This is a genomic window from Micromonospora sagamiensis, from assembly GCF_014680085.1.
Lineage (GTDB): Bacteria > Actinomycetota > Actinomycetes > Mycobacteriales > Micromonosporaceae > Micromonospora > Micromonospora inyonensis.
The window spans coordinates 4,448,305-4,466,442 of the sequence record NZ_AP023438.1; the positions used below are offsets into that span (position 1 = coordinate 4,448,305).

An 18,138-nucleotide genomic window follows, 5' to 3' on the forward strand; every position below is an offset into this window, starting at 1 on the left:
AGCCGGACGCAGCGGTGGAACGGCGCACAGGCGGCGGGTGTGCCGGTGCGACGAGCCGGGGAGCCGGCGGATGGACGGACGGCAGGAGCGGACAACACATGAGGAGCGGACGTATGGCGGTGCAGACCGGACTCGGTGAGCCGCGTGGACCCTGGTTCGTCTCACCCGAACTGGACCCGGACGGGCGTCCCCGTGGTGACGTACCCGCGTCCGGGCCGGACCGGCGTGGCCCGGACGCCCCGGGGCGGCTGCTCGCCGCCGCGGCGGCGGTGGTGGCCCTCTCCACCGGTGCCGGCGCGGTGGCCGGCGGCTGGGTGGCCAACCTGGACGAGATGACCGAATCACCGGCGGCCACGGCCGCGCCGGTGCCGGCGGAACTGGTCACCGCCGCCGAGCGGACCGTGCCCGGGGTGGTATCGGTGCTGGTCGTCGACGGTAGGGGCCGGGGCGCGACCGGCTCCGGGTTCGCCGTGGACGACCAGCAGCACATCATCACCAACGACCACATCCTGGCCCGGGGCGGTGGGGTGGTGGCCGTGGAACTGCCCGACGGCCGTCGCGTCCCGGCCCAGGTGGTGGGCCGGGAGCCGCGCAGCGACCTGGCGGTGCTGCGGGTGCCGGCCTCGGCCGGGCTGGCCCCGCTGCCGCTGGCGAAACCGGGTTCGACCCGGGTCGGCGAGCCGGTCCTGGCCGTCGGCTCCCCACTCGGCCTCTCCGGCACGGTGACCGCCGGCATCGTCAGCGCACTAAACCGTCAGGTGCGACTCGGCGACAACCGGCACACGGCGGTGCAGACCGACGCCTCGATCAACCCCGGAAACTCCGGCGGGCCGCTGGTCAACGCGCGGGGCGAGGTGGTCGGGGTGAACACCGCGATCGCCACCATCGACGGCAACGGCTCGATCGGCATCGGTTTCGCCATCCCGATCGACCAGGTCCAGCAGACCGCCGACACCATCATCGGCCGGGGCGGCTGACCGTGACCGGCGCGCCGGGTCGCCGCCAGCCGGGCCGGGCGGGTCAGCGGGCCGGTGAGCCGGCGGGTCAGTGGGCCGGCGTGCCGGCTGGCCGGCTGGCCGGCGAGTCAGCGGGCCGGTGGGCCGGTGGGCCGGTGGGCGGGCCGGGTCGAATGGGCGCGCGTGCCCGCCACGCGGACGACTAGCCTCGGGACATGGACGACGGACTGCGGGTGACGGACCGGCTGGTGGTGCCCGGCGCGGAACTGCGGGAGCGGTTCTCCCGGTCGTCCGGGCCGGGCGGTCAGGGCGTCAACACCACCGACTCGCGGGTCGAGCTGAGCTTCGACGTCGCCGCCTCGCCGAGTCTCCCGCCGTACCTGCGTGAGCGGGCCCTCCAGCGGCTCGCCGGGCGGCTGGTCGACGGGGTCCTCACCGTGGCCGCCAGCGAACACCGGGCGCAACTGGCCAACCGCGAGGCCGCCCGGGAACGGATGGCCGCGCTGCTGCGCGAGGCGGTCGCCCCACCGCCGCCGTCCCGCCGGCCGACCCGCCCGTCCCGGGCGGCGAAACAGCGTCGGCTGGACGAGAAGAAGCGCCGCTCGCAGGTCAAACGCAACCGCCGGGTGGACGGCGACTGACGGCCCTTCGGGAAACCGGTTGGCGGCGTGAACGGCGCTGGCGAGGATCGGCCGGTGCACACCGATCCCGTGGCCGCCGCGCCCGACCGTGTCCCCGGCTTCGCCGACAAGCCCACGCTGACCGGGGAACGGGTGGTGCTGCGCCCCTTCGTCGACGACGACCTGCCGGCGCTGTGCGCGGCTCTGGCCGATCCGGAGGTGATCCGGCTCACCGGCAGCATCGGCGTCTCGCACGACGAGGAACGGCTACGCCAGTGGTACGGCACCCGTAACGCGCAGACCGACCGGCTCGACCTGGCGGTGGTGGACCGCGCGACCGGAGCGTGCGTTGGCGAGGTGGTGCTCAACCAGTGGGAGGCGCACAACCGCAGTTGCAACTTCCGTACGCTGATCGGCCCCGGTGGGCGCGACCGTGGCCTCGGCACCGAGGCGGTACGCCTCGTCGTCGGGCACGGCTTCGAGCGGCTCGGCCTGCACCGGATTTCGCTGGAGGTGTACCACCTCAACCCCCGGGCCCGCCGGGTCTACGAGAAGGTCGGCTTCGTCGCCGAGGGCGTGCTGCGGGACGTGTCGCGCAACGGGGACCGCTGGGTGGACGCGACGGTCATGTCCATCCTGGCTCCCGAGTGGACGGCGCACCGGGGGCACCCCGAGCGCTGACGGAGCCGCTGCCGCTGCCGCTGAGGTGGTAGCAGGGGACCCTTGTTACCGCTTTTTGTCGAGCAGGGGGCCCCTGCATCCACCCACCCCTGCAAACACCCACCCCCTGCAAAACATCCAGGCGCAGCGAACCGGCGGAGGGCGGCCCGGCTGCTGGGAGGGCGTTGAGCGTGGGGCGGCTCTCTGGTGGAATGTCCCCGGGAGCATCAGGGCCGTCACCGTACGTTCCACGTCACGTGACAGGAGTCCCTCCACCATGCTCCGAAGGTCATTCCTTCCGGCCCTGCTCGCGGCCCTCGTGGCCGTCCCACTCACCGTGCTGCTCGGCCCGGTCGCCGCGTCGCCCGCCCGCCCGGCCGTCGCCGTGTCCGCCACCGGGCCGGCCGTCGCCGCGTCCCCGGTACGCGTCATGCCGCTCGGCGACTCGATCACCGGCTCGCCCGGCTGCTGGCGTGCCATCCTCTGGAACCGTCTCCAGTCCACCGGCCACACCGACGTGGACTTCGTCGGCACCCTCGGTCCGCAGGGCTGCGGCCAGCCCCACGACGGCGACAACGAGGGCCACGGCGGCTACCTGGTGACCAACGTCGCCAACCAGAAGCTGCTGCCCGGCTGGCTCGCCGCCACCCGCCCCGACATCGTCCTCATGCACTTCGGCACCAACGACGTGTGGAGCAGCATCCCACCGGCGACCATCCTGGCCGCGTACTCCACGCTGGTGGACCAGATGCGGGAGAGCAACCCGGAGATGCGGGTGCTCGTCGCGAAGATCATCCCGCTGGCCCCACCGACCTGCGCCGGGTGCGGGCAGCGGGCGGTGGCCCTGAACGCCGCGATCGACGGCTGGGCGGCGGGGAAGACCACGGCGCGGTCCCCGGTCGTGGTGGTCGACCAGTGGACGGGCTTCGACACCGCCACCGACACCTACGACGGGGTGCACCCCAACGCCGCTGGCGACCAGAAGATGTCCGACCGCTGGTATCCGGCGCTGGCCGCCGCCCTCTCCGACGTCACCCCGGACCCGACCGCCACGCCGACCGCCACCCCCACGGCCACGCCGACCGCCACCCCCACACCGACCGGTTCGCCCACGCCGACTCCGACCTCGGGCACCGGGTGCACCGCCGGCTACCGGATCGTCGGGCAGTGGCAGGGCGGTTTCCAGGGCGAGGTGACGGTCCGCAACACCGGATCAGTCGCCACCAGGGGGTGGACGGTGACCTTCGCCCTCCCCGACGGCCAGCGGATCAGCCAGGCGTGGAACGCCGAACTGGCCCAGACCGGCACGTCGGTCACCGCCCGCAACGTGAGCTGGAACGGGTCTCTCGCCCCTGCTGCCGAGGCGACCTTCGGCTTCCTGGGCGGCACCACGGGCACCCCGGTCGTGCCCACGGTGACCTGCACGGCGAGCTGAGCACCGAGGCCCCGCCGGCCCGGCGGGGCCTCCGCTCACCCGGCCCCGGTCCACGACGGCGGTCTCCTTCAGGGCCGCGAAGCGCCCGGCGTCTCCAGGGCGGCGAGCAGGCGGGCGCGGAGCGTGGCGGCGCGCTCGGCGAAGCCACGCTGGGCGGTGACGTACTCGGCCCGGCCCTCCGGCGTCTCGACCCGGACCGGCGGATACCCGAGCGCGGCCAGGTCGTACGGGCTGGCCCGCATGTCCAGGGTGCGGATCTCGCGGGCCAGCGCGAAGCAGTCCGCGACGAGTTCGGCGGAGACCAGCGGCGCGAGCTTGTACGCCCACTTGTAGAGGTCCATGTTGGCGTGTAGACAGCCCGGCTGCTCCAGGTCGTGCTGGCTCTCCCGGGTCGGGTTGAGCACGTTCAGCGGCCGGGCCGGAGCGGTGAAGAACCGGTACGCGTCGAAGTGGCTGCACCGGACGCCCCGCTCGTCGACGACGGCGGCGGTCCGCTCCGGGCCGAGCCGCAGCGGCCAGGCGTTGTGGCGTACCTCGTCCTGGGGCTGCCGGTAGACCATCGCCCACTCGTGCATGCCGAAGCAGCCCAGGTGCGCCGGCCGCCCGGCCGTCGCGACCAGCAGGTCCCGGATCCAGTCGACGGACCCGGCGCGGCGGGCGCGTACCGCGTCGACGTCGAGGGTGACCCCGGCGGCGGTGGCGCGGTAGTCCGGGCCGAACTCGGCCGGCTCGGCGTCCCGCAGTTCCACGCCGGCCCCCGGATGCCAGCGGCGCAACTGGGCCGGGCGGTGCGAGTAGTAGGTGAAGAGGAAGTCCTCCACCGGGTGCCGCACGCCACCGCGTCGCCGGGCCAGGTGCGGGGCCAGCCAGGCGTCGACCCGCTCCTCGTGCGCCCGGCGGCGGGCCCGCCAGGTCGGCGCGTCGAGCACGGTGGCGAGGGCGGCGGTCACGGATCCCAGGGTACGACCGCCGCCCCGCGCCGCCGTCAGGGCACGTCCACCCGCACCCCGGCGGAGAACACCCCGCTACGCAGTTCCACCTGTCTCGGCGGCTCCGTTCCGCCGACGGTGAAGACCAGCGGCACCACCATCCGCTGGTCGGCCGCCACGGGGTCGGCGAAGACGTCCCGCCCCCGGTTGGCCGTTCGGGTGGCCGGTTCGTCGGTGGTGACCCACCGGCCGTCCGGCAGGTACGCCCGCTGGAGTTCCCCGTGCCAGACCTGCTGGTGCGGGGTGAGGTTGCGCACGCCGACCGTCGCCTGGCAGCGTCGTCGGTCCGCCGCCGGGTCGCAGGCCATCCGGTAGACGGTGAACTCGAACGCGGCCTCCCGCAGGGGCACCCCGAGCGCGCCGGCGTGGCCCTGCCCGGTCCACGCGCCGCTGGTGGGCTGCGCGCCGGAGTTGATCGCGGAGACCCGCCTGGTCGCGGTCCAGGTCGCCGCGCCGGCCACCGCGACCAGGATCGTCGCGGCCACCCCGACCACCAGCCAGACCGGCGGCCTACGGCGGCGGTACGCCGGCATCGGGACCGCCACGCGGGGGTACACCGTGCCCCGGCCGTCCGGGCGTCCGTCGGGTCGGCTGCCGGGGTCGGGGGTGCCGGACCGTCCGGCTGCCCGCTCGTCCGGCCGGCTTCGTCGGCGCCGCAACCACCAGCCCGTACCGGCCAGCACCGGCAGCAGCGCCGCGCCTGCGGCCAGCGCGGTGGTGGGGCGTTGCCAGAACGGCGTCGCGTCGGCCCCGCCCCCGTCCCCCGCGCCCTGCCGCCAGGTCGCCGTCGCGCAGTCGTACGGCCGGTCGCCGGCACCGTCGAAGGCGCACGCCGGTGCGGTCAGTGGCCGGTCCGGGGCGGCGCTCAGCGCGGTGTTCAGGGTCGTCGTGCTGCGAGCCGGGAGGGTGAGCCGCCAGGTGACCTCGGCCGACTCGGCCCCGCCGGTCGGTCGGGTCGCCCGGCCCCCGGCGGTGACCGTGGCCGCCGTGGCGCCCGGCGGCAGTTCCTGGCGCACGGTGGTGTCGACCGGGGCGTTGCCGTCGTTGCGTACCTCGATCCGGTAGGCCGGGGCCGGAGTGCCGGCGGGGGCGACGCGCACCCGGACCGCCGGGGCCGCCCCCGGGGTCGCCGGTGTGGCCGCCGCACGGGGCGGGTCGGGCGTCGACAGCGCCGGTAGCGCGGTGAGGAGACCGAGGCAGTGGACGAGCACCGCGAGGGTCCGGTGGGGCCGTGTCGATGCAGGCATACGAACGCACCTCCCGGACCGACGCTAGGGCGGTGGCCGTCCCGCCCGGGTGGAAAGTGCCGAACCCGATCCGCCCGACCTGCGTCGTCGGTACGCTGCGCCGCCCGTGGCGAGGTGCCGGTGGCCTGGGCGGCAGGGCTAGATTGGCGGTGTGCGTATCGCTCGTTTCGCTCATGCCAAGGGAATGTCGTTCGGTGCCGTCGAGGGGGAGCCGGGGGCGGGACCGCAGGGTCTCACCATCGCCGAGATCGAGGGGCACCCGTTCGGGCAGATCCAGTTCAGCGGTGCCCGGTGGGCACTGTCGGACGTCCGCCTGCTCTCGCCGATCCTGCCCAGCAAGGTGGTCTGCGTCGGCCGTAACTACGCCGAGCACGCCGCCGAGCACGGCAGTGCGGTGCCGAAGGAGCCGCTGCTCTTCCTCAAGCCCTCCACCAGCGTCATCGGGCCGCGTGACGCGATCCGGCTGCCGCTGTTCAGCAAGCAGGTCGAGCACGAGGCGGAGCTGGCGGTGGTGATCGGGCCGCCGGGTGCCCGGCGTGCCGACCGGGCCGCCGCCGAGCGGGCCATCTTCGGCTACACCTGCGCCAACGACGTGACCGCGCGCGACCTGCAACGCAACGACGGGCAGTGGACCAGGGCCAAGGGCTTCGACTCGTTCTGCCCGATCGGCCCCTGGATCACCACCGGGCTGGACGTCGGCGACCTGGAGGTCCGCTGCGAGGTCGGACGCGACCCGGAGGAGATGGAGGTCCGTCAGCTGGGCCGGACCAAGGACATGGTCTTCGACGTGCCGTCCCTGGTGTCGTACATCTCGCACGTGATGACGCTGCTGCCCGGGGACGTCGTCCTGACCGGCACCCCGGCCGGGGTTAGTCCGCTCCTGGACGGGGATACCGTCACGGTACGTATCGAGGGGATCGGGGAACTCTCGAACCCCGTGGTCTCGCTCTGATGGCCGGTGTGGAGGGTGAAACCGCAGCTCAAGTGCGGTTTCGGTAACCCGATTTGGCCTACCGGCACCGGTGGAGTAAAGTTTCTCCCCGGTGCCGCAAGGTGCCGATCCGGTGCCGCAAGGCACCAATGGGGTATGGGGTAATTGGCAGCCCGACTGATTCTGGTTCAGTTAGTCTAGGTTCGAGTCCTGGTACCCCAGCGCAACCGAGGTTCGCGAGAGCCTCGGACGCTGGATTCTGGTGGAGTTCGCCTCCCGCCTCCCACGTGGGGACGGGAAGTTGATCTCTGTTAGAGTGCAGCATCGCCGCCCGCGAGGGTGGCGGTGCGAAAGAAGTTCTGGCCCCGTCGTCTAGCGGCCCAGGACGCCGCCCTCTCAAGGCGGTAGCGCCGGTTCGAATCCGGTCGGGGCTACAGCGTCACCGGTCCGTCCCGTGTCAGCGGGGCGGGCTGTTTCGCTTCTGCCGGGTCTACCCGGTCCCACCCGGTCGACACCCGGCCCGGGGGACATGGTTAGACTACGGCGGCACCGCCCGGCAGGGTGGTGAAGCAGGAAAAGTCTTGGCCCCGTCGTCTAGCGGCCCAGGACGCCGCCCTCTCAAGGCGGTAGCGCCGGTTCGAATCCGGTCGGGGCTACCATATCGGCCCGTTTCCCCATCCGGGAGACGGGCCTTTCCGTTTCCCGGGCCCAGGTCGCGGCCCCCGGGGTGGCCCGCCGCCTCCGTTTCCCGGGCTCAGGTTCGCGACCCTCGGGGCGGCCCGCCTCCGCTGTTGGTCATGAAGTGGACGGCGACGTCGGGTTCCTGGACCGCCGTCCACTTCATGACCAACACGAGCGGGTCAGAGGCCGGAGAGGCGTTGGCCGGCGCGGACGACGGCCATGGCGTGGCGTTCGCCGGGGCGCCGGCCGAGGCGTTCGATCGGGCCGGAGATGCTGATCGCGGCGATCACCCGTCCGGTGCGGTCGCGGATCGGGGCCGAGACGCTCGCCACGCCGGCCTCCCGTTCCGCGACACTCTGCGCCCAGCCGCGCCGGCGTACCTCGGCGAGGGTGCGGCCGGTGAACTTCGACCGGGGCAGGAGTGGCATCACCGCCTCGGGCGGCTCCCAGGCCAGCAGGATCTGGGCGGCCGAACCGGCGGTCATCGGCAGCACCGAGCCGACCGGCACGGTGTCCCGCAGACCGCTGGCCCGCTCGGCGGCGGCCACACAGACCCGCTCGTCGGCCCGCCTGAGGTAGAGCTGGGCGCTCTCCCCGGTGGCGTCGCGCAGGGCGGCCAGCAGCGGCTCCGCCGCGGTCAGCAGCACGTCCGGCGCGGCGTTGGCCAGCTCGCCGAGGCGTGGACCGGGCCGCCACCGCCCCTGTGTGTCCCGGACGAGCATCCGGTGGATCTCCAGCGCCTGCGCGAGCCGATGGGCCGTGGCCCTCGGCAGCTTGGTGCGATCAACGAGTTCGGCCAGGCTGGCGCCGTCGACACAGGCGGCCAGGATGACCACCGCCTTGTCGAGAACGCCGACACCGCTCATACTGTGTCCCACAAGCCGAAATTTACCTCCCAGAATTTAGGATGTCCAGATGGTGGGAGTCACTCCGAAGCCAAGGACCTTGGCCGAGAAGGTCTGGGACGCGCACGTCGTGCGATCCGCCGAGGGCGAGCCCGACCTGCTCTACATCGACCTGCATCTGCTGCACGAGGTCACCAGCCCCCAGGCGTTCGACGGCCTCCGCCTGGCCGGGCGCCGGGTGCGCCGGACCGATCTGACCATCGCGACCGAGGACCACAACACCCCGACCGGGTACGCCGACCCGGCCTTCCGCCAGCGTCGGGGCGACCTGCTCACCATCGCGGACCCGACCTCCCGCACCCAGATCGAGACGTTGCGCCGCAACTGCGCCGAGTTCGGCGTACGGCTGCACCCGCTGGGTGACGAGAACCAGGGCATCGTCCACGTCATCGGGCCCCAACTCGGCCTGACCCAGCCCGGCATGACCATCGTCTGCGGCGACTCGCACACCGCCACCCACGGCGCGTTCGGGGCGCTGGCCTTCGGCATCGGCACCAGTGAGGTCGAGCACGTCCTGGCCACCCAGACCCTGCCGCAGGCCCGCCCGAGGACCATGGCGGTCAACGTCACCGGTCAGCTCGGCCCCGGGGTCACCGCCAAGGACCTGGTGCTCGCGCTGATCGCCCAGGTCGGCACCGGCGGCGGTCGTGGCCACATCGTGGAGTACCGGGGGGAGGCGATCCGGTCGCTGTCGATGGAGGGGCGGATGACCATCGCCAACATGTCCATCGAGTGGGGCGCGAAGGCCGGCATGATCGCCCCGGACGAGACGACCTTCGCGTACCTCCAGGGGCGGCCGAACGCGCCGCAGGGAGCCGACTGGGACGCCGCGGTGGCGTACTGGCGGACGCTCCCCACCGACGAGGATGCCGTCTTCGACGCCGAGGTGACCCTGGACGCCTCCCGGGTGACGCCCTTCGTCACCTGGGGCACCAACCCGGGCCAGGGAGCGCCCCTGGCCGAGCGGGTGCCCGACCCGGACGGCTTCGACAACGAGGCCGAGCGGACCGCCGCCCGCCGCGCGCTGGAGTACATGGACCTGCGCCCCGGGACGCCGCTGCGCGATCTGCCCGTGGACGTGGTCTTCGTCGGCTCCTGTACCAACGGCCGGCTGGAGGATCTCCGTGCGGCGGCCGACGTGCTGCGCGGCCGGCGGGTCGCCGACGGGGTGCGGATGCTGGTGGTGCCCGGCTCCGCCGCGGTCCGCCAGGCTGCCGAGGCGGAGGGGCTGGACAAGATCTTCAGCGACGCCGGGGCGGAGTGGCGCTTCGCCGGCTGCTCCATGTGCCTGGGCATGAACCCGGACACCCTCTCGCCGGGGCAGCGGTCCGCCTCCACCTCCAACCGCAACTTCGAGGGCCGGCAGGGCCGGGGCGGGCGTACCCATCTGGTGTCGCCCCCGGTCGCCGCCGCCACCGCCGTGGTCGGCCGGCTGGCCGCGCCGGCCGACCTGTGAAGGGATGACTGGGACGATGGACAGGTTCACCACGCACACCGGCACCGCCGTGCCATTGCGGCGCTCCAATGTGGACACGGATCAGATCATTCCCGCGGTGTACCTCAAGCGGGTGACCCGGACCGGTTTCGCCGACGGCCTCTTCAGCGCGTGGCGGGAGGACCCGGGATTCGTGCTGAACGATTCCTCGTATTCCGGGGCATCGATTCTCGTCGCTGGCCCAGAGTTCGGCACCGGGTCATCCCGTGAACACGCGGTGTGGGCGCTGCGGGACTGGGGCTTCCGGGCGGTGATCTCGCCCCGCTTCGGTGACATCTTCCGTGGCAACGCGTTGAAGGAGGGGCTCCTCCCGGTCGAGCTGGAATTGAAGACGGTCGAAGAGTTGTGGGATCGGCTCGATGCCGACCCGACCACTCCGGTCACCGTCGACCTGGCCGCGCGGGAGGTCCGGGTCGGGACGGACACCTGGGCCTTCCCCATGGACGACTTCAGCCGTTGGCGGCTGATGGAGGGCTTGGACGACATTGGACTGACCCTGCGCCAGGAGGCGGAGATCAGCGCCTACGAGGCCCGCCGGTTGCCGTTCCTGCCCGTCCTCGGGTAGCCGTAAGGGCACTCACGCCTTGGTTTTCGCCCCCGTCGCCTCGGCCGACGGGGGCGAATCCGTTACGACACAAGGGCTTTTTTCCACCGAATGTTTGTGTCCGGGCAGCAGAGGGCATACCGTGCGCGCAGAATGGCTCGCGTCGAGTCAGTTGCACAATCGGGAGGAAGTCGTGAACAAGGCCGAGCTCATCGAGGCGCTCGCCGCTCGCCTGGGGGACAGGAAGTCGGCGACTGCGGCGCTCGACGCGGTCCTCGCTGAGGTCCAGGCGGCGGTGGCGAAGGGCGAGAAGGTGTCCATCACCGGTTTCGGAGCGTTCGAGAAGCGCGTACGCGCCGCGCGAACAGCCCGCAACCCGCGCACCGGAGAGGCGGTGAAGGTCAAGAAGACATCCGTGCCGACCTTCCGGCCGGGCGCGGGCTTCAAGGAGATGGTGGCCAGCGGCAAGGCGCCGAAGGCCACGACCGCCGCGAAGAAGACCACGACCGCAGCGAAGACGACGGCGGCGGCCAAGACCACCGGGGCGAAGGCGACCGGTGCCAAGGCGACGGGTGCCAAGGCGACCGGGGCGAAGGCCACCGGCACCAAGGCCACCGCCACGAAGAAGGCCACGGCTGCGGCCAAGGCCGCCCCGGCGACGGCCACCAAGGCCGCGACGAAGGCGGCCACCAAGGCGGCCACGAAGGCCGCGACGAAGGCCGCGACGAAGGCGGCCACCAAGGCAGCCGGCACCAAGGCCACCACCAAGGCGGCCGGCGCGAAGGCCGCTCCGGCGAAGAAGAGCGCGGCCACCGCCAAGGCCACGGCGGCGAGCAAGACGGCCACGGCCGCGAAGACGACCGCCGCGAAGAAGGCCGGCACCACGACGGCCAAGAGCACGGTGGCCAAGAAGTCGCCGGCCCGCAAGGCACCGGCGAAGAAGACCGCCACCCGCTGATCCCGCACCGACCGAGGGGCGTCCACCGTCGAGGTGGGCGCCCTTCGTCGTGCCCGCCGCCCGGGACCCGACCCGGCACCGGTCGGGGCGTCAGAGACGGTCGGGTGGGAGCACCCCGTCGGCCGTGAACGCCAGCAGCCAGCCGCCACCCTTGACCGTGGTGAAGTCGTCCGTACGGCCGGTCAGCCGCTCCAGGGCCGGCGGGATCACCTTGCCCTGGCTGCACACCGCGACCGGGTCGCCGGCGGCGGCCAGCGCGGTCAGCCGGGCCGCGGCGGCCAGGGCCCGCTCCACCAGCTGCTGGCCCGGCTCCGGCTCGTCCAGGTCGCGGTTCACCTCGATCGGTAGGTCCAGCAGCTCGGCCAGCGGGTCGAGGGTCTGCACGCAGCGGCGGGGCGAGGCGGAGACGAGACGTACCGGGCGGATCGCGGCCACCAGCGGGGCGAGCGTACGCGCCTGCACCCGACCGGTGGCGTCGAGCGGCCGGGCGGTGTCCGGCCCGGACCAGGTGCCCCGGGCACCGGCCTGCGCGTGCCGGAGGAGCGCCACCGCCCCGGTCACCGGCGGCAGGGCCGCGAACGCGCGCAGCACCTGGGCGTCGTGCGGGTAGTTCACCAGCTCCAGCGCCGCCGCCACCGGTAACCAACGCACCCCGTCGACCTCGGTGTCCGCCTGGAAGCCCCCCTCCGCCACCGCCCGCAGCGACCAGTAGTCGACCACCTTCGGGCGGCCCTCGCTGCGGTACGAGACGCTCGGCAGGCGGACCTGGGGCACCCCCTGGACGTCGCTCTCCTCCGCGACCTCGCGGACCGCGGCGAGCAGCGGGTGCTCGCCCGGTTCGAGTTTGCCCTTCGGCAGCGACCAGTCCCCGTACCGGGGGCGGTGCACCAGGCACACCTCGGTCCCGCCGCCCACGGCGGGACGCCACGCCACCCCGCCCGCCGCCCGGATGACGCTCATGTCAGCCAGCCCTTCCGGCGGCGTACCGCCCGACGCCAGGTGTCCGGGAGGTCGGCGCGGGCCCGGCGGACCTCGGCCCGCTCCCGCTCGGCCAGCCGACCGGCGGTCACCGCCAGGGTCGGGTCGTCGGGGTGTGCCAGGGCCAGCGCCGTCCAGGTCTCGGCGGCGACGGCCGCGTCCTGGTGCGCGCCGAGCAGCGCCTGGCTCTCCCGGACCGCCCGGGCCAGCTTGCCGGCGCCCGCACCCAGCACCGGGGCGACCGCCTCCAGCGCGTAGCGGACCCGCTTGGCCGCCTTACGGACGTCGTGCCACTGCTCGTCCGGCCCGAGCGGGTCGAGCGCGGGTACGCCGCCGTGCCGGCCGGTGCCGTGCGCCAGCCGGCGCCACGGTTTCCGGACCAGCCGGGGCAGCGCCTTCTCCGCCGGGGTGTCCGCCTTCGGGGTGAGGCGGGGGGCGCGGTCCGCCACCACCAGGGACTCGACCAGGGCGAGGTAGCGGGGCGAGCGCAGCGCGTCGGCGACGGCGGTGGTGGCCTGCCGCTGCCGGGCGGCGAGCGCGGCGTCCAGCCGGTCCAGCGCGCCCGCGTCGAGCGGGTCGACCGGGTCGGCCGCGGCGGTGCGTCGCAGCCGGTCGCGGAGCACCTCGACGTCCCGGGCCTCGCCGAGCACCCCGGCGAGCCAGCGCAGCTGGTCGGCGAGCGGATCCGCCCAGGCGGCGTCGAGCAGCGGCGCGAAGGTGCGCAGGTCGCTGCGGAGCCGCCGGGTGCCGACCCGCATCTTCCGGACCGCCTCGACGTCGCCAGCCTCCTCGCCGAGGCGTACCAGCGGGTCGTAGCGGAGGATGCGGCGTACGCCGCGCCGGATCGCCTCGGTGACCACGTCACCGGCGGTCGGCTCCGCCGGCAGCTCGCCCGGCCCGACCAGGTCCGGGGCCCGTCGCGCCGGCTTGCCGAGCGCCTTGACGTGCTTGGGAACGAACTCCGCCAGCCGCGCGCCCGCCGTGGTGAGCAGCGCCTCCACCCGGTCGAGCAGGTCGGCGTCGGCGCTGCCGCGTTCCACCTCCACCTCCCGGAAGCTCAGGTCGACCGTGCCGGTCGCGCCCCCGGCGGCCACCGAGGTCACCCGGTCCTCGACCACCTCGGCGAGCAGCCCGCCGTCGCCGTCGCGAAGTTCACGGCGGTCCCGCACCGTGCTGACCAGGGCGACCGCGACCAGCGGCGCGCCCCGGTGGTACGCGGTGACCAACTCGGCCAGTTCCGCCGGCACGGTGTCGGTCGCCCCCGGCCGGGAGATCTCGTGCCGGACCCCGGGCGAGGTGGTGGGCAGCTTCACCGTCCAGGGCGGCTCGTCACCCTCCCGGTGCCGCAGCGAGACCCCGGCGCGGGCCAGCCGCAGGTCGGCGGTGTCGAAGTAGGTGGCGACCAGCGTCACCGGAGCCGGACTGTCGACCCGGCCGCCCGAGGGCAGCGCGGGGGACAGGTCCGGCAGCCGGAAGGCGGCCGGTACCGCGTACTTGCGCTCCTGTTCGACCATCGCCCCAGACTATGTCGGCGCACCGGGTCAACCGGCGGTGCCACCGACCCGGCGCAGCAGCAGCTCCTGGAGGTGCTGCGACGGCGCGTCCGGGCTGCTCTCCCGCCGGCTCCAGGTGCCGTCGGCGGCCAGTTCGAAGGCGTCCACCTCGGGGCTCATCGCGGCGGTCAGCACGTGGTCCAGTTCGGCGCGGGCGACCGGGTCGCTCACCTGGACCAGCGCCTCCACCCGGCGGTCCAGGTTGCGGTGCATCAGGTCGGCCGAGCCCATCCAGAACTCCGCCGCGCCGTCGTTGCCGAACCGGAAGATCCGGGAGTGCTCCAGGAACCGGCCGAGGATCGACCGGACCCGGATGTTCTCCGACAGCCCCGGTACGCCCGGACGCAGCGTGCACATGCCCCGGATGATCAGGTCCACGTGCACCCCGGCCCGGGATGCCCGGTAGAGCGCGTCGGTCACCTCCTCGTCGACCAGGGAGTTCACCTTGATCTGCACCAGTCCGGGCGCGCCGAGCCGGGTGTGCGCGATCTCCCGTTCGATCCGCTCGATCAGGCCCCGCCGGATGCCCTGCGGGGCGACCAGCAGCCGCCGGTAGGTGGTCTGCCGGCTGTAACCGGTGAGCACGTTGAACAGGTCGGTCAGGTCCGCGCCGATCTCCGGGTCGGCGGTGAGCACCCCGAAGTCCTCGTACAGCCGGGCGGTCTTCGGGTGGTAGTTGCCGGTGCCGATGTGGCAGTAGCGGCGGATCTGGTTGCCCTCCTGGCGTACCACCAGGGACGTCTTGCAGTGCGTCTTCAGCCCCACCAGGCCGTAGACCACGTGGCAGCCGGCCCGCTCCAGGGTGCGCGCCCAGCCGATGTTCGCCACCTCGTCGAAGCGGGCCTTCAGCTCGACCAGCACCACCACCTGCTTGCCGGCCGCGGCGGCGTCGACCAGCGCGTCGACGATGGGGGAGTCGCCGCTGGTGCGGTAGAGGGTCTGCTTGATGGCCAGCACGTTCGGGTCGGCGGCGGCCTGCTCGACGAAGCGCTGCACGCTGGTCGCGAACGAGTGGTACGGGTGGTGCACCAGCACGTCCCCGTCCCGCAGGGTCGCGAAGACGCTGCGCGGCACCTCCCCCTCGGTGAGCCTGGGGTGGGTGGCCGGGACGAACGGCGGGTCCTTCAGGTCGGGGCGGTCCGCCTCGCCGTAGAGCTGCCAGAGCGCCGAGAGGTCCAGCAGGCCGCGGACCCGCAGCACGTCGGTGGCGTCCATGTCCAGTTCCCGGACGAGCAGCTCCAGCATGTGGTCGGAGATGGAGGCGGCGACCTCCAGGCGCACCGGCGGGCCGAAACGGCGGCGGGCCAGCTCCCGCTCCAGCGCCTGGAGGAGGTCCTCGTCGCGGTCCTCGTCGACCTCCAGCTCGGCGTTGCGGGTGACCCGGAAGGGGTGGCACTCGACCACCTGCATGCCGGAGAAGAGCTGCCCCAGGTGCACCGAGATCAGCTCCTCGACCGGCAGGAACCGGACCCCGGGCAGGTCCCGGCAGACCCGGACGAACCGCGGGACGTTGTTCGGCACCTTGACCCGGGCGAACAGCTCGGCCCCGCCGTGCGGGTCGCGGACCGTCACCGCGAGGTTGAGCGACCGCCCGGAGATGTACGGGAACGGGTGCGCCGGGTCGACGGCCAGCGGGGTCAGCACCGGGAAGATCTGCTCGCGGAAGTAGGTGCGCAGCCGTTCCCGCTCGGGGTCACCGAGGTCGGACCAGTTCAGCAGGTGGATGTCCTCGGCGGCCAGCTTCGGCTGGACGTCGTCGACGAAGCAGGTGGCGTGCCGGCCGACCAGTCCGGCGGTCTTCCCCGCGACCAGGTCGAGCTGGGTGCGCAGCGGCATCCGGTCGCCGCCACGGACCGGCAGGCCGGCCTGGAGGCGTCGCTTCAACCCGGCCACCCGGACCATGTAGAACTCGTCGAGGTTGCTGGCGAAGATGGCCAGGAACTTGGCCCGTTCCAGCAGCGGGGTGCGGGGGTCCTCGGCCAGGGTGAGCACCCGGGCGTTGAAGTCGAGCCAGGAGAGTTCGCGGTTGAGGAAGCGGTCCTCGGGCAGCGGCTCCCGCGCCGGTCCGCCACCGGTGGGGTCGGGACCGTCCGGCCCGGCGTCGGCCGCGGGACCGTGCCCGGCGTCGGCCGCAGGGACCTGCTCGGGGTCGACGACCTCCTCCAGCCCGGCGGACGCCGCGCCGCCGGCACCCGGTCCCGGCTGTCCGTCGTCGACCCGGCCGTCGACGTCGCTGGCGGTGGTCCCGGCCTCGGTGCCGGGGGTGGCACCGGCGGGCACGTCGGAACCCGTGGCGGTGGTGTCGGCCGGGTCGGTGCCCACCGGGCCGGACGGCTCGGGGGTGCGGCGTGGGCGGACCGGTCGGCGGCGCGGAGGGGTGCTCACCCCGCCATCATGACCCGACGAGGGTGAACGCGAAATGAACTTGCGCAGCCCAGGTCAGTCCATGGTCGGCAAGGTCACCCTCACGATCGCCCCGGCGGTGTCCCGGTCGACGCGGACCCGTTGGCCGAGGCGGAGCAGGCGCAGCCCGGAGGCGTCGAAGGCGGGGGCCGGGAAGGACAGCTCGGTGCCGTCGTCGAGGAGCAGCGTCCCGGTGCGTGTCGCGCCGTCGAAGGTGGCCACCGTGCCCTGCATGCCCGCACCGTACACCCGCCCGGGTCAGCCGGGGGCGGCGGCCGGGCAGCGGGGCGCGGCCAGCGCGGCGGTGTGCGGGCCCAGCCCGAGCCGGGCGGCCTCCGCCAGGTCGGCCGGGGTGTCCACGTCCCGGCGCAGGGTCGGCCAGCCGCCAGCCAGGGGGAGCGCCCCGCTGGCCGCGTGCGCGGCGGCCGAACCGGCCCCGAAGCGCGGGTCCAGCGGTACGCCGGCCGGTGCGGCGAGCAGCACCGTGCCGTCCCCCGGGGCGTCGGCGACGAAGTGGCGTACCCCCGGGGTGCCGGCGGCGGCCCGCAGCGCCGCGCCCAGGTCGGCCGGGAGCAGCGCGGGCAGGTCGGCGGTGAGCCCGGCCACCGGACCGCCGGCGGTCTCCGCGCCGTGCCGCAGCGCGGCGTTGAGCCCGGCGTCCGGGACGTCGGGCAGCACCCGCGCGCCCGCCGAGCGGACCGCCGGGGCGACCCGGGGGTCGTCGGTCACCACCAGCAGGGCGGCCACCGCGTCGCAGGCGAGCACCGCGCGGACCGTGTCGAGGGCGAGGGCGAGGGCCAGGGACTCGTGCGGTACGCCCGGCAGTGCACCGCGTAGTCTGCTCTTCGCCACGTCAAGGCGCTTCACCGGTACCACCACGGTCCAGCTCGGCTCGCTCACTGGCTCATCCTGCCCCAGCCGGGGCGCGGCACCCTCGCTGGCCCCGACCGCTGGAAGCAGGCATGATTTCGCTGCGGGCGTCACCGGTGGACGCGGTCGCGGGGCGGTGGGACGAGGAGGCAGCGTGGCACGGCGCAGGCTGGGATTCTGGCAGTGGTTCGCCGTGGTGCTGGTCAAGCCCGTGATGACCGTCTGGACGCGGCGCACCTGGATCGGCATGGAGCACATCCCGCGCGACGGTGGGGTGATCATCGTCCCCAACCACCTCTCGCACGCCGACCCGCTGGTCTCCGCGCACTTCGTCTACGACGCCGGCCGGTGGCCGCGCTACCTCGGCAAGGCCAGCGTCTTCCGGGTTCCGCTGGTGGGGTCGATCCTGTACCGCTGCCGCCAGATCCCGGTCGAACGGGGCACCGTCGACGCGGCCCGCTCCCTCGACGCCCTGGTCGCCGCGCTGGACGAGGGCGGCGCGGTGGTCATCTATCCGGAGGGCACGCTCACCCGGGAGCCCGACCTGTGGCCGATGCGCGGGAAGACCGGGGCGGCCCGGCTCGCCCTGGCCACCGGAGCGCCGGTGGTCCCGCTCGCGATGTGGGGCCCGGAGAAGATCATCGACTCCCGGCGCAACCGGGTGAGCCTACGTCCGAGGATCCCGGTCACCGTGACCGCCGGCCCGCCGGTCGACCTGGGCCGCTGGGCGGACGCGCCACCGACCAAGGCGACCCTGGAGGAGATGACCGACGAGATCATGCTCCGGATCCGCGACCTGCTCGCCGGGATCCGGGGCGGCACACCACCGCCGCTCTGGCAACGCCCGGGACGTCCGGGCGCGCTCGAAGCGAGCCGGGACGGCATCGAGGAACCGGGGGGTGGCGCATGACCG

Annotated in this window: 17 protein-coding genes and 3 tRNA genes; 12 read left to right on the forward strand and 8 right to left on the reverse strand. The window is 73.9% G+C overall.

Annotated features, from left to right (window positions below; all coding sequences use genetic code 11):
* The first annotated feature begins 113 nt into the window (after nucleotides 1–113).
* The 4 genes from IGA62_RS19550 (at nucleotide 114) to IGA62_RS19565 (ending at nucleotide 3,671) form a co-directional block, all read left to right on the forward strand.
* A complete protein-coding gene (locus tag IGA62_RS19550; RefSeq protein WP_145822123.1) occupies nucleotides 114–977 on the forward strand; it encodes a S1C family serine protease in 864 nt (287 codons plus the stop codon).
* Between the two features lie 194 nt (nucleotides 978–1,171).
* A complete protein-coding gene (arfB, locus tag IGA62_RS19555; RefSeq protein ID WP_145819421.1) occupies nucleotides 1,172–1,597 on the forward strand; it encodes an alternative ribosome rescue aminoacyl-tRNA hydrolase ArfB in 426 nt (141 codons plus the stop codon).
* Between the two features lie 54 nt (nucleotides 1,598–1,651).
* Entirely contained in the window at nucleotides 1,652–2,257 is a 606-nt protein-coding gene (locus IGA62_RS19560; protein ID WP_232624715.1) for a GNAT family N-acetyltransferase, read from the forward strand.
* A gap of 256 nt (nucleotides 2,258–2,513) precedes the next feature.
* The gene (locus IGA62_RS19565; RefSeq protein WP_145819420.1) at nucleotides 2,514–3,671 is read left to right on the forward strand and encodes a cellulose binding domain-containing protein; all 1,158 of its coding nucleotides are present in this window, start codon (nucleotides 2,514–2,516) and stop codon (nucleotides 3,669–3,671) included.
* Nucleotides 3,672–3,739: 68 nt separating this feature from the next.
* Here the strand turns inward: IGA62_RS19565 and IGA62_RS19570 are convergent, their stop codons facing one another.
* Together IGA62_RS19570 and IGA62_RS19575 are read right to left on the reverse strand one after the other, a co-directional pair.
* Nucleotides 3,740–4,621, reverse strand: coding sequence for a 3-methyladenine DNA glycosylase (locus tag IGA62_RS19570; RefSeq protein WP_145819419.1), 882 nt, complete (start codon nucleotides 4,619–4,621; stop codon nucleotides 3,740–3,742).
* A 35-nt stretch (nucleotides 4,622–4,656) separates the two neighbouring features.
* On the reverse strand, nucleotides 4,657–5,907 hold the full coding sequence (locus tag IGA62_RS19575) for a hypothetical protein (RefSeq protein ID WP_145819418.1): 1,251 nt from the start codon (nucleotides 5,905–5,907) through the stop codon (nucleotides 4,657–4,659).
* 151 nt (nucleotides 5,908–6,058) lie between these two features.
* Between IGA62_RS19575 and IGA62_RS19580 the strand changes: the two genes are divergently transcribed.
* The 4 genes from IGA62_RS19580 (at nucleotide 6,059) to IGA62_RS19595 (ending at nucleotide 7,497) form a co-directional block, all read left to right on the forward strand.
* Nucleotides 6,059–6,859: a fumarylacetoacetate hydrolase family protein gene (locus IGA62_RS19580; protein ID WP_091458254.1), complete on the forward strand. Its 801-nt coding sequence runs from the start codon at nucleotides 6,059–6,061 to the stop codon at nucleotides 6,857–6,859.
* A 129-nt stretch (nucleotides 6,860–6,988) separates the two neighbouring features.
* Nucleotides 6,989–7,060 (forward strand) — tRNA-Gln (locus tag IGA62_RS19585).
* Between the two features lie 139 nt (nucleotides 7,061–7,199).
* Nucleotides 7,200–7,272: transfer RNA gene (locus tag IGA62_RS19590), tRNA-Glu, on the forward strand.
* A 149-nt stretch (nucleotides 7,273–7,421) separates the two neighbouring features.
* Nucleotides 7,422–7,497 (forward strand) — tRNA-Glu (locus IGA62_RS19595).
* Nucleotides 7,498–7,698: 201 nt separating this feature from the next.
* Here IGA62_RS19595 and IGA62_RS19600 read toward each other — a convergent pair.
* Entirely contained in the window at nucleotides 7,699–8,385 is a 687-nt protein-coding gene (locus IGA62_RS19600) for an IclR family transcriptional regulator (protein WP_091458257.1), read from the reverse strand.
* 49 nt (nucleotides 8,386–8,434) lie between these two features.
* Here IGA62_RS19600 and leuC point away from each other — a divergent pair, with 49 nt between their 5' ends.
* The 3 genes from leuC (at nucleotide 8,435) to IGA62_RS19615 (ending at nucleotide 11,421) form a co-directional block, all read left to right on the forward strand.
* Nucleotides 8,435–9,880 (forward strand): 3-isopropylmalate dehydratase large subunit, encoded by a 1,446-nt coding sequence (gene leuC / locus IGA62_RS19605; RefSeq protein WP_145819417.1) that lies wholly within the window; start codon nucleotides 8,435–8,437, stop codon nucleotides 9,878–9,880.
* 16 nt (nucleotides 9,881–9,896) lie between these two features.
* The gene (leuD, locus tag IGA62_RS19610) at nucleotides 9,897–10,484 is read left to right on the forward strand and encodes a 3-isopropylmalate dehydratase small subunit (RefSeq protein ID WP_145819416.1); all 588 of its coding nucleotides are present in this window, start codon (nucleotides 9,897–9,899) and stop codon (nucleotides 10,482–10,484) included.
* A gap of 172 nt (nucleotides 10,485–10,656) precedes the next feature.
* Nucleotides 10,657–11,421: an HU family DNA-binding protein gene (locus IGA62_RS19615; RefSeq protein ID WP_186499996.1), complete on the forward strand. Its 765-nt coding sequence runs from the start codon at nucleotides 10,657–10,659 to the stop codon at nucleotides 11,419–11,421.
* Nucleotides 11,422–11,511: 90 nt separating this feature from the next.
* Here the strand turns inward: IGA62_RS19615 and IGA62_RS19620 are convergent, their stop codons facing one another.
* The 5 genes from IGA62_RS19620 to cofC all read right to left on the reverse strand — a co-directional run bounded on the left by IGA62_RS19620 (nucleotide 11,512) and on the right by cofC (nucleotide 17,255).
* On the reverse strand, nucleotides 11,512–12,381 hold the full coding sequence (locus IGA62_RS19620) for an NUDIX hydrolase (RefSeq protein WP_145819414.1): 870 nt from the start codon (nucleotides 12,379–12,381) through the stop codon (nucleotides 11,512–11,514).
* On the reverse strand, nucleotides 12,378–13,913 hold the full coding sequence (locus tag IGA62_RS19625; protein WP_145819413.1) for a CYTH and CHAD domain-containing protein: 1,536 nt from the start codon (nucleotides 13,911–13,913) through the stop codon (nucleotides 12,378–12,380). Before IGA62_RS19625 ends, IGA62_RS19620 begins: the two co-directional genes overlap by 4 nt.
* 27 nt (nucleotides 13,914–13,940) lie before the next feature.
* Nucleotides 13,941–16,118, reverse strand: a complete 2,178-nt coding sequence (locus tag IGA62_RS19630; RefSeq protein ID WP_232625108.1) for an RNA degradosome polyphosphate kinase — start codon at nucleotides 16,116–16,118, stop codon at nucleotides 13,941–13,943.
* A gap of 273 nt (nucleotides 16,119–16,391) precedes the next feature.
* Nucleotides 16,392–16,589 (reverse strand): cold-shock protein, encoded by a 198-nt coding sequence (locus IGA62_RS19635; protein WP_145819412.1) that lies wholly within the window; start codon nucleotides 16,587–16,589, stop codon nucleotides 16,392–16,394.
* Between the two features lie 24 nt (nucleotides 16,590–16,613).
* A complete protein-coding gene (gene cofC, locus IGA62_RS19640) occupies nucleotides 16,614–17,255 on the reverse strand; it encodes a 2-phospho-L-lactate guanylyltransferase (RefSeq protein ID WP_145819411.1) in 642 nt (213 codons plus the stop codon).
* A gap of 124 nt (nucleotides 17,256–17,379) precedes the next feature.
* Between cofC and IGA62_RS19645 the strand changes: the two genes are divergently transcribed.
* Nucleotides 17,380–18,135, forward strand: a complete 756-nt coding sequence (locus tag IGA62_RS19645) for a lysophospholipid acyltransferase family protein (protein ID WP_145819410.1) — start codon at nucleotides 17,380–17,382, stop codon at nucleotides 18,133–18,135.
* The last annotated feature ends 3 nt before the right edge of the window (nucleotides 18,136–18,138 follow it).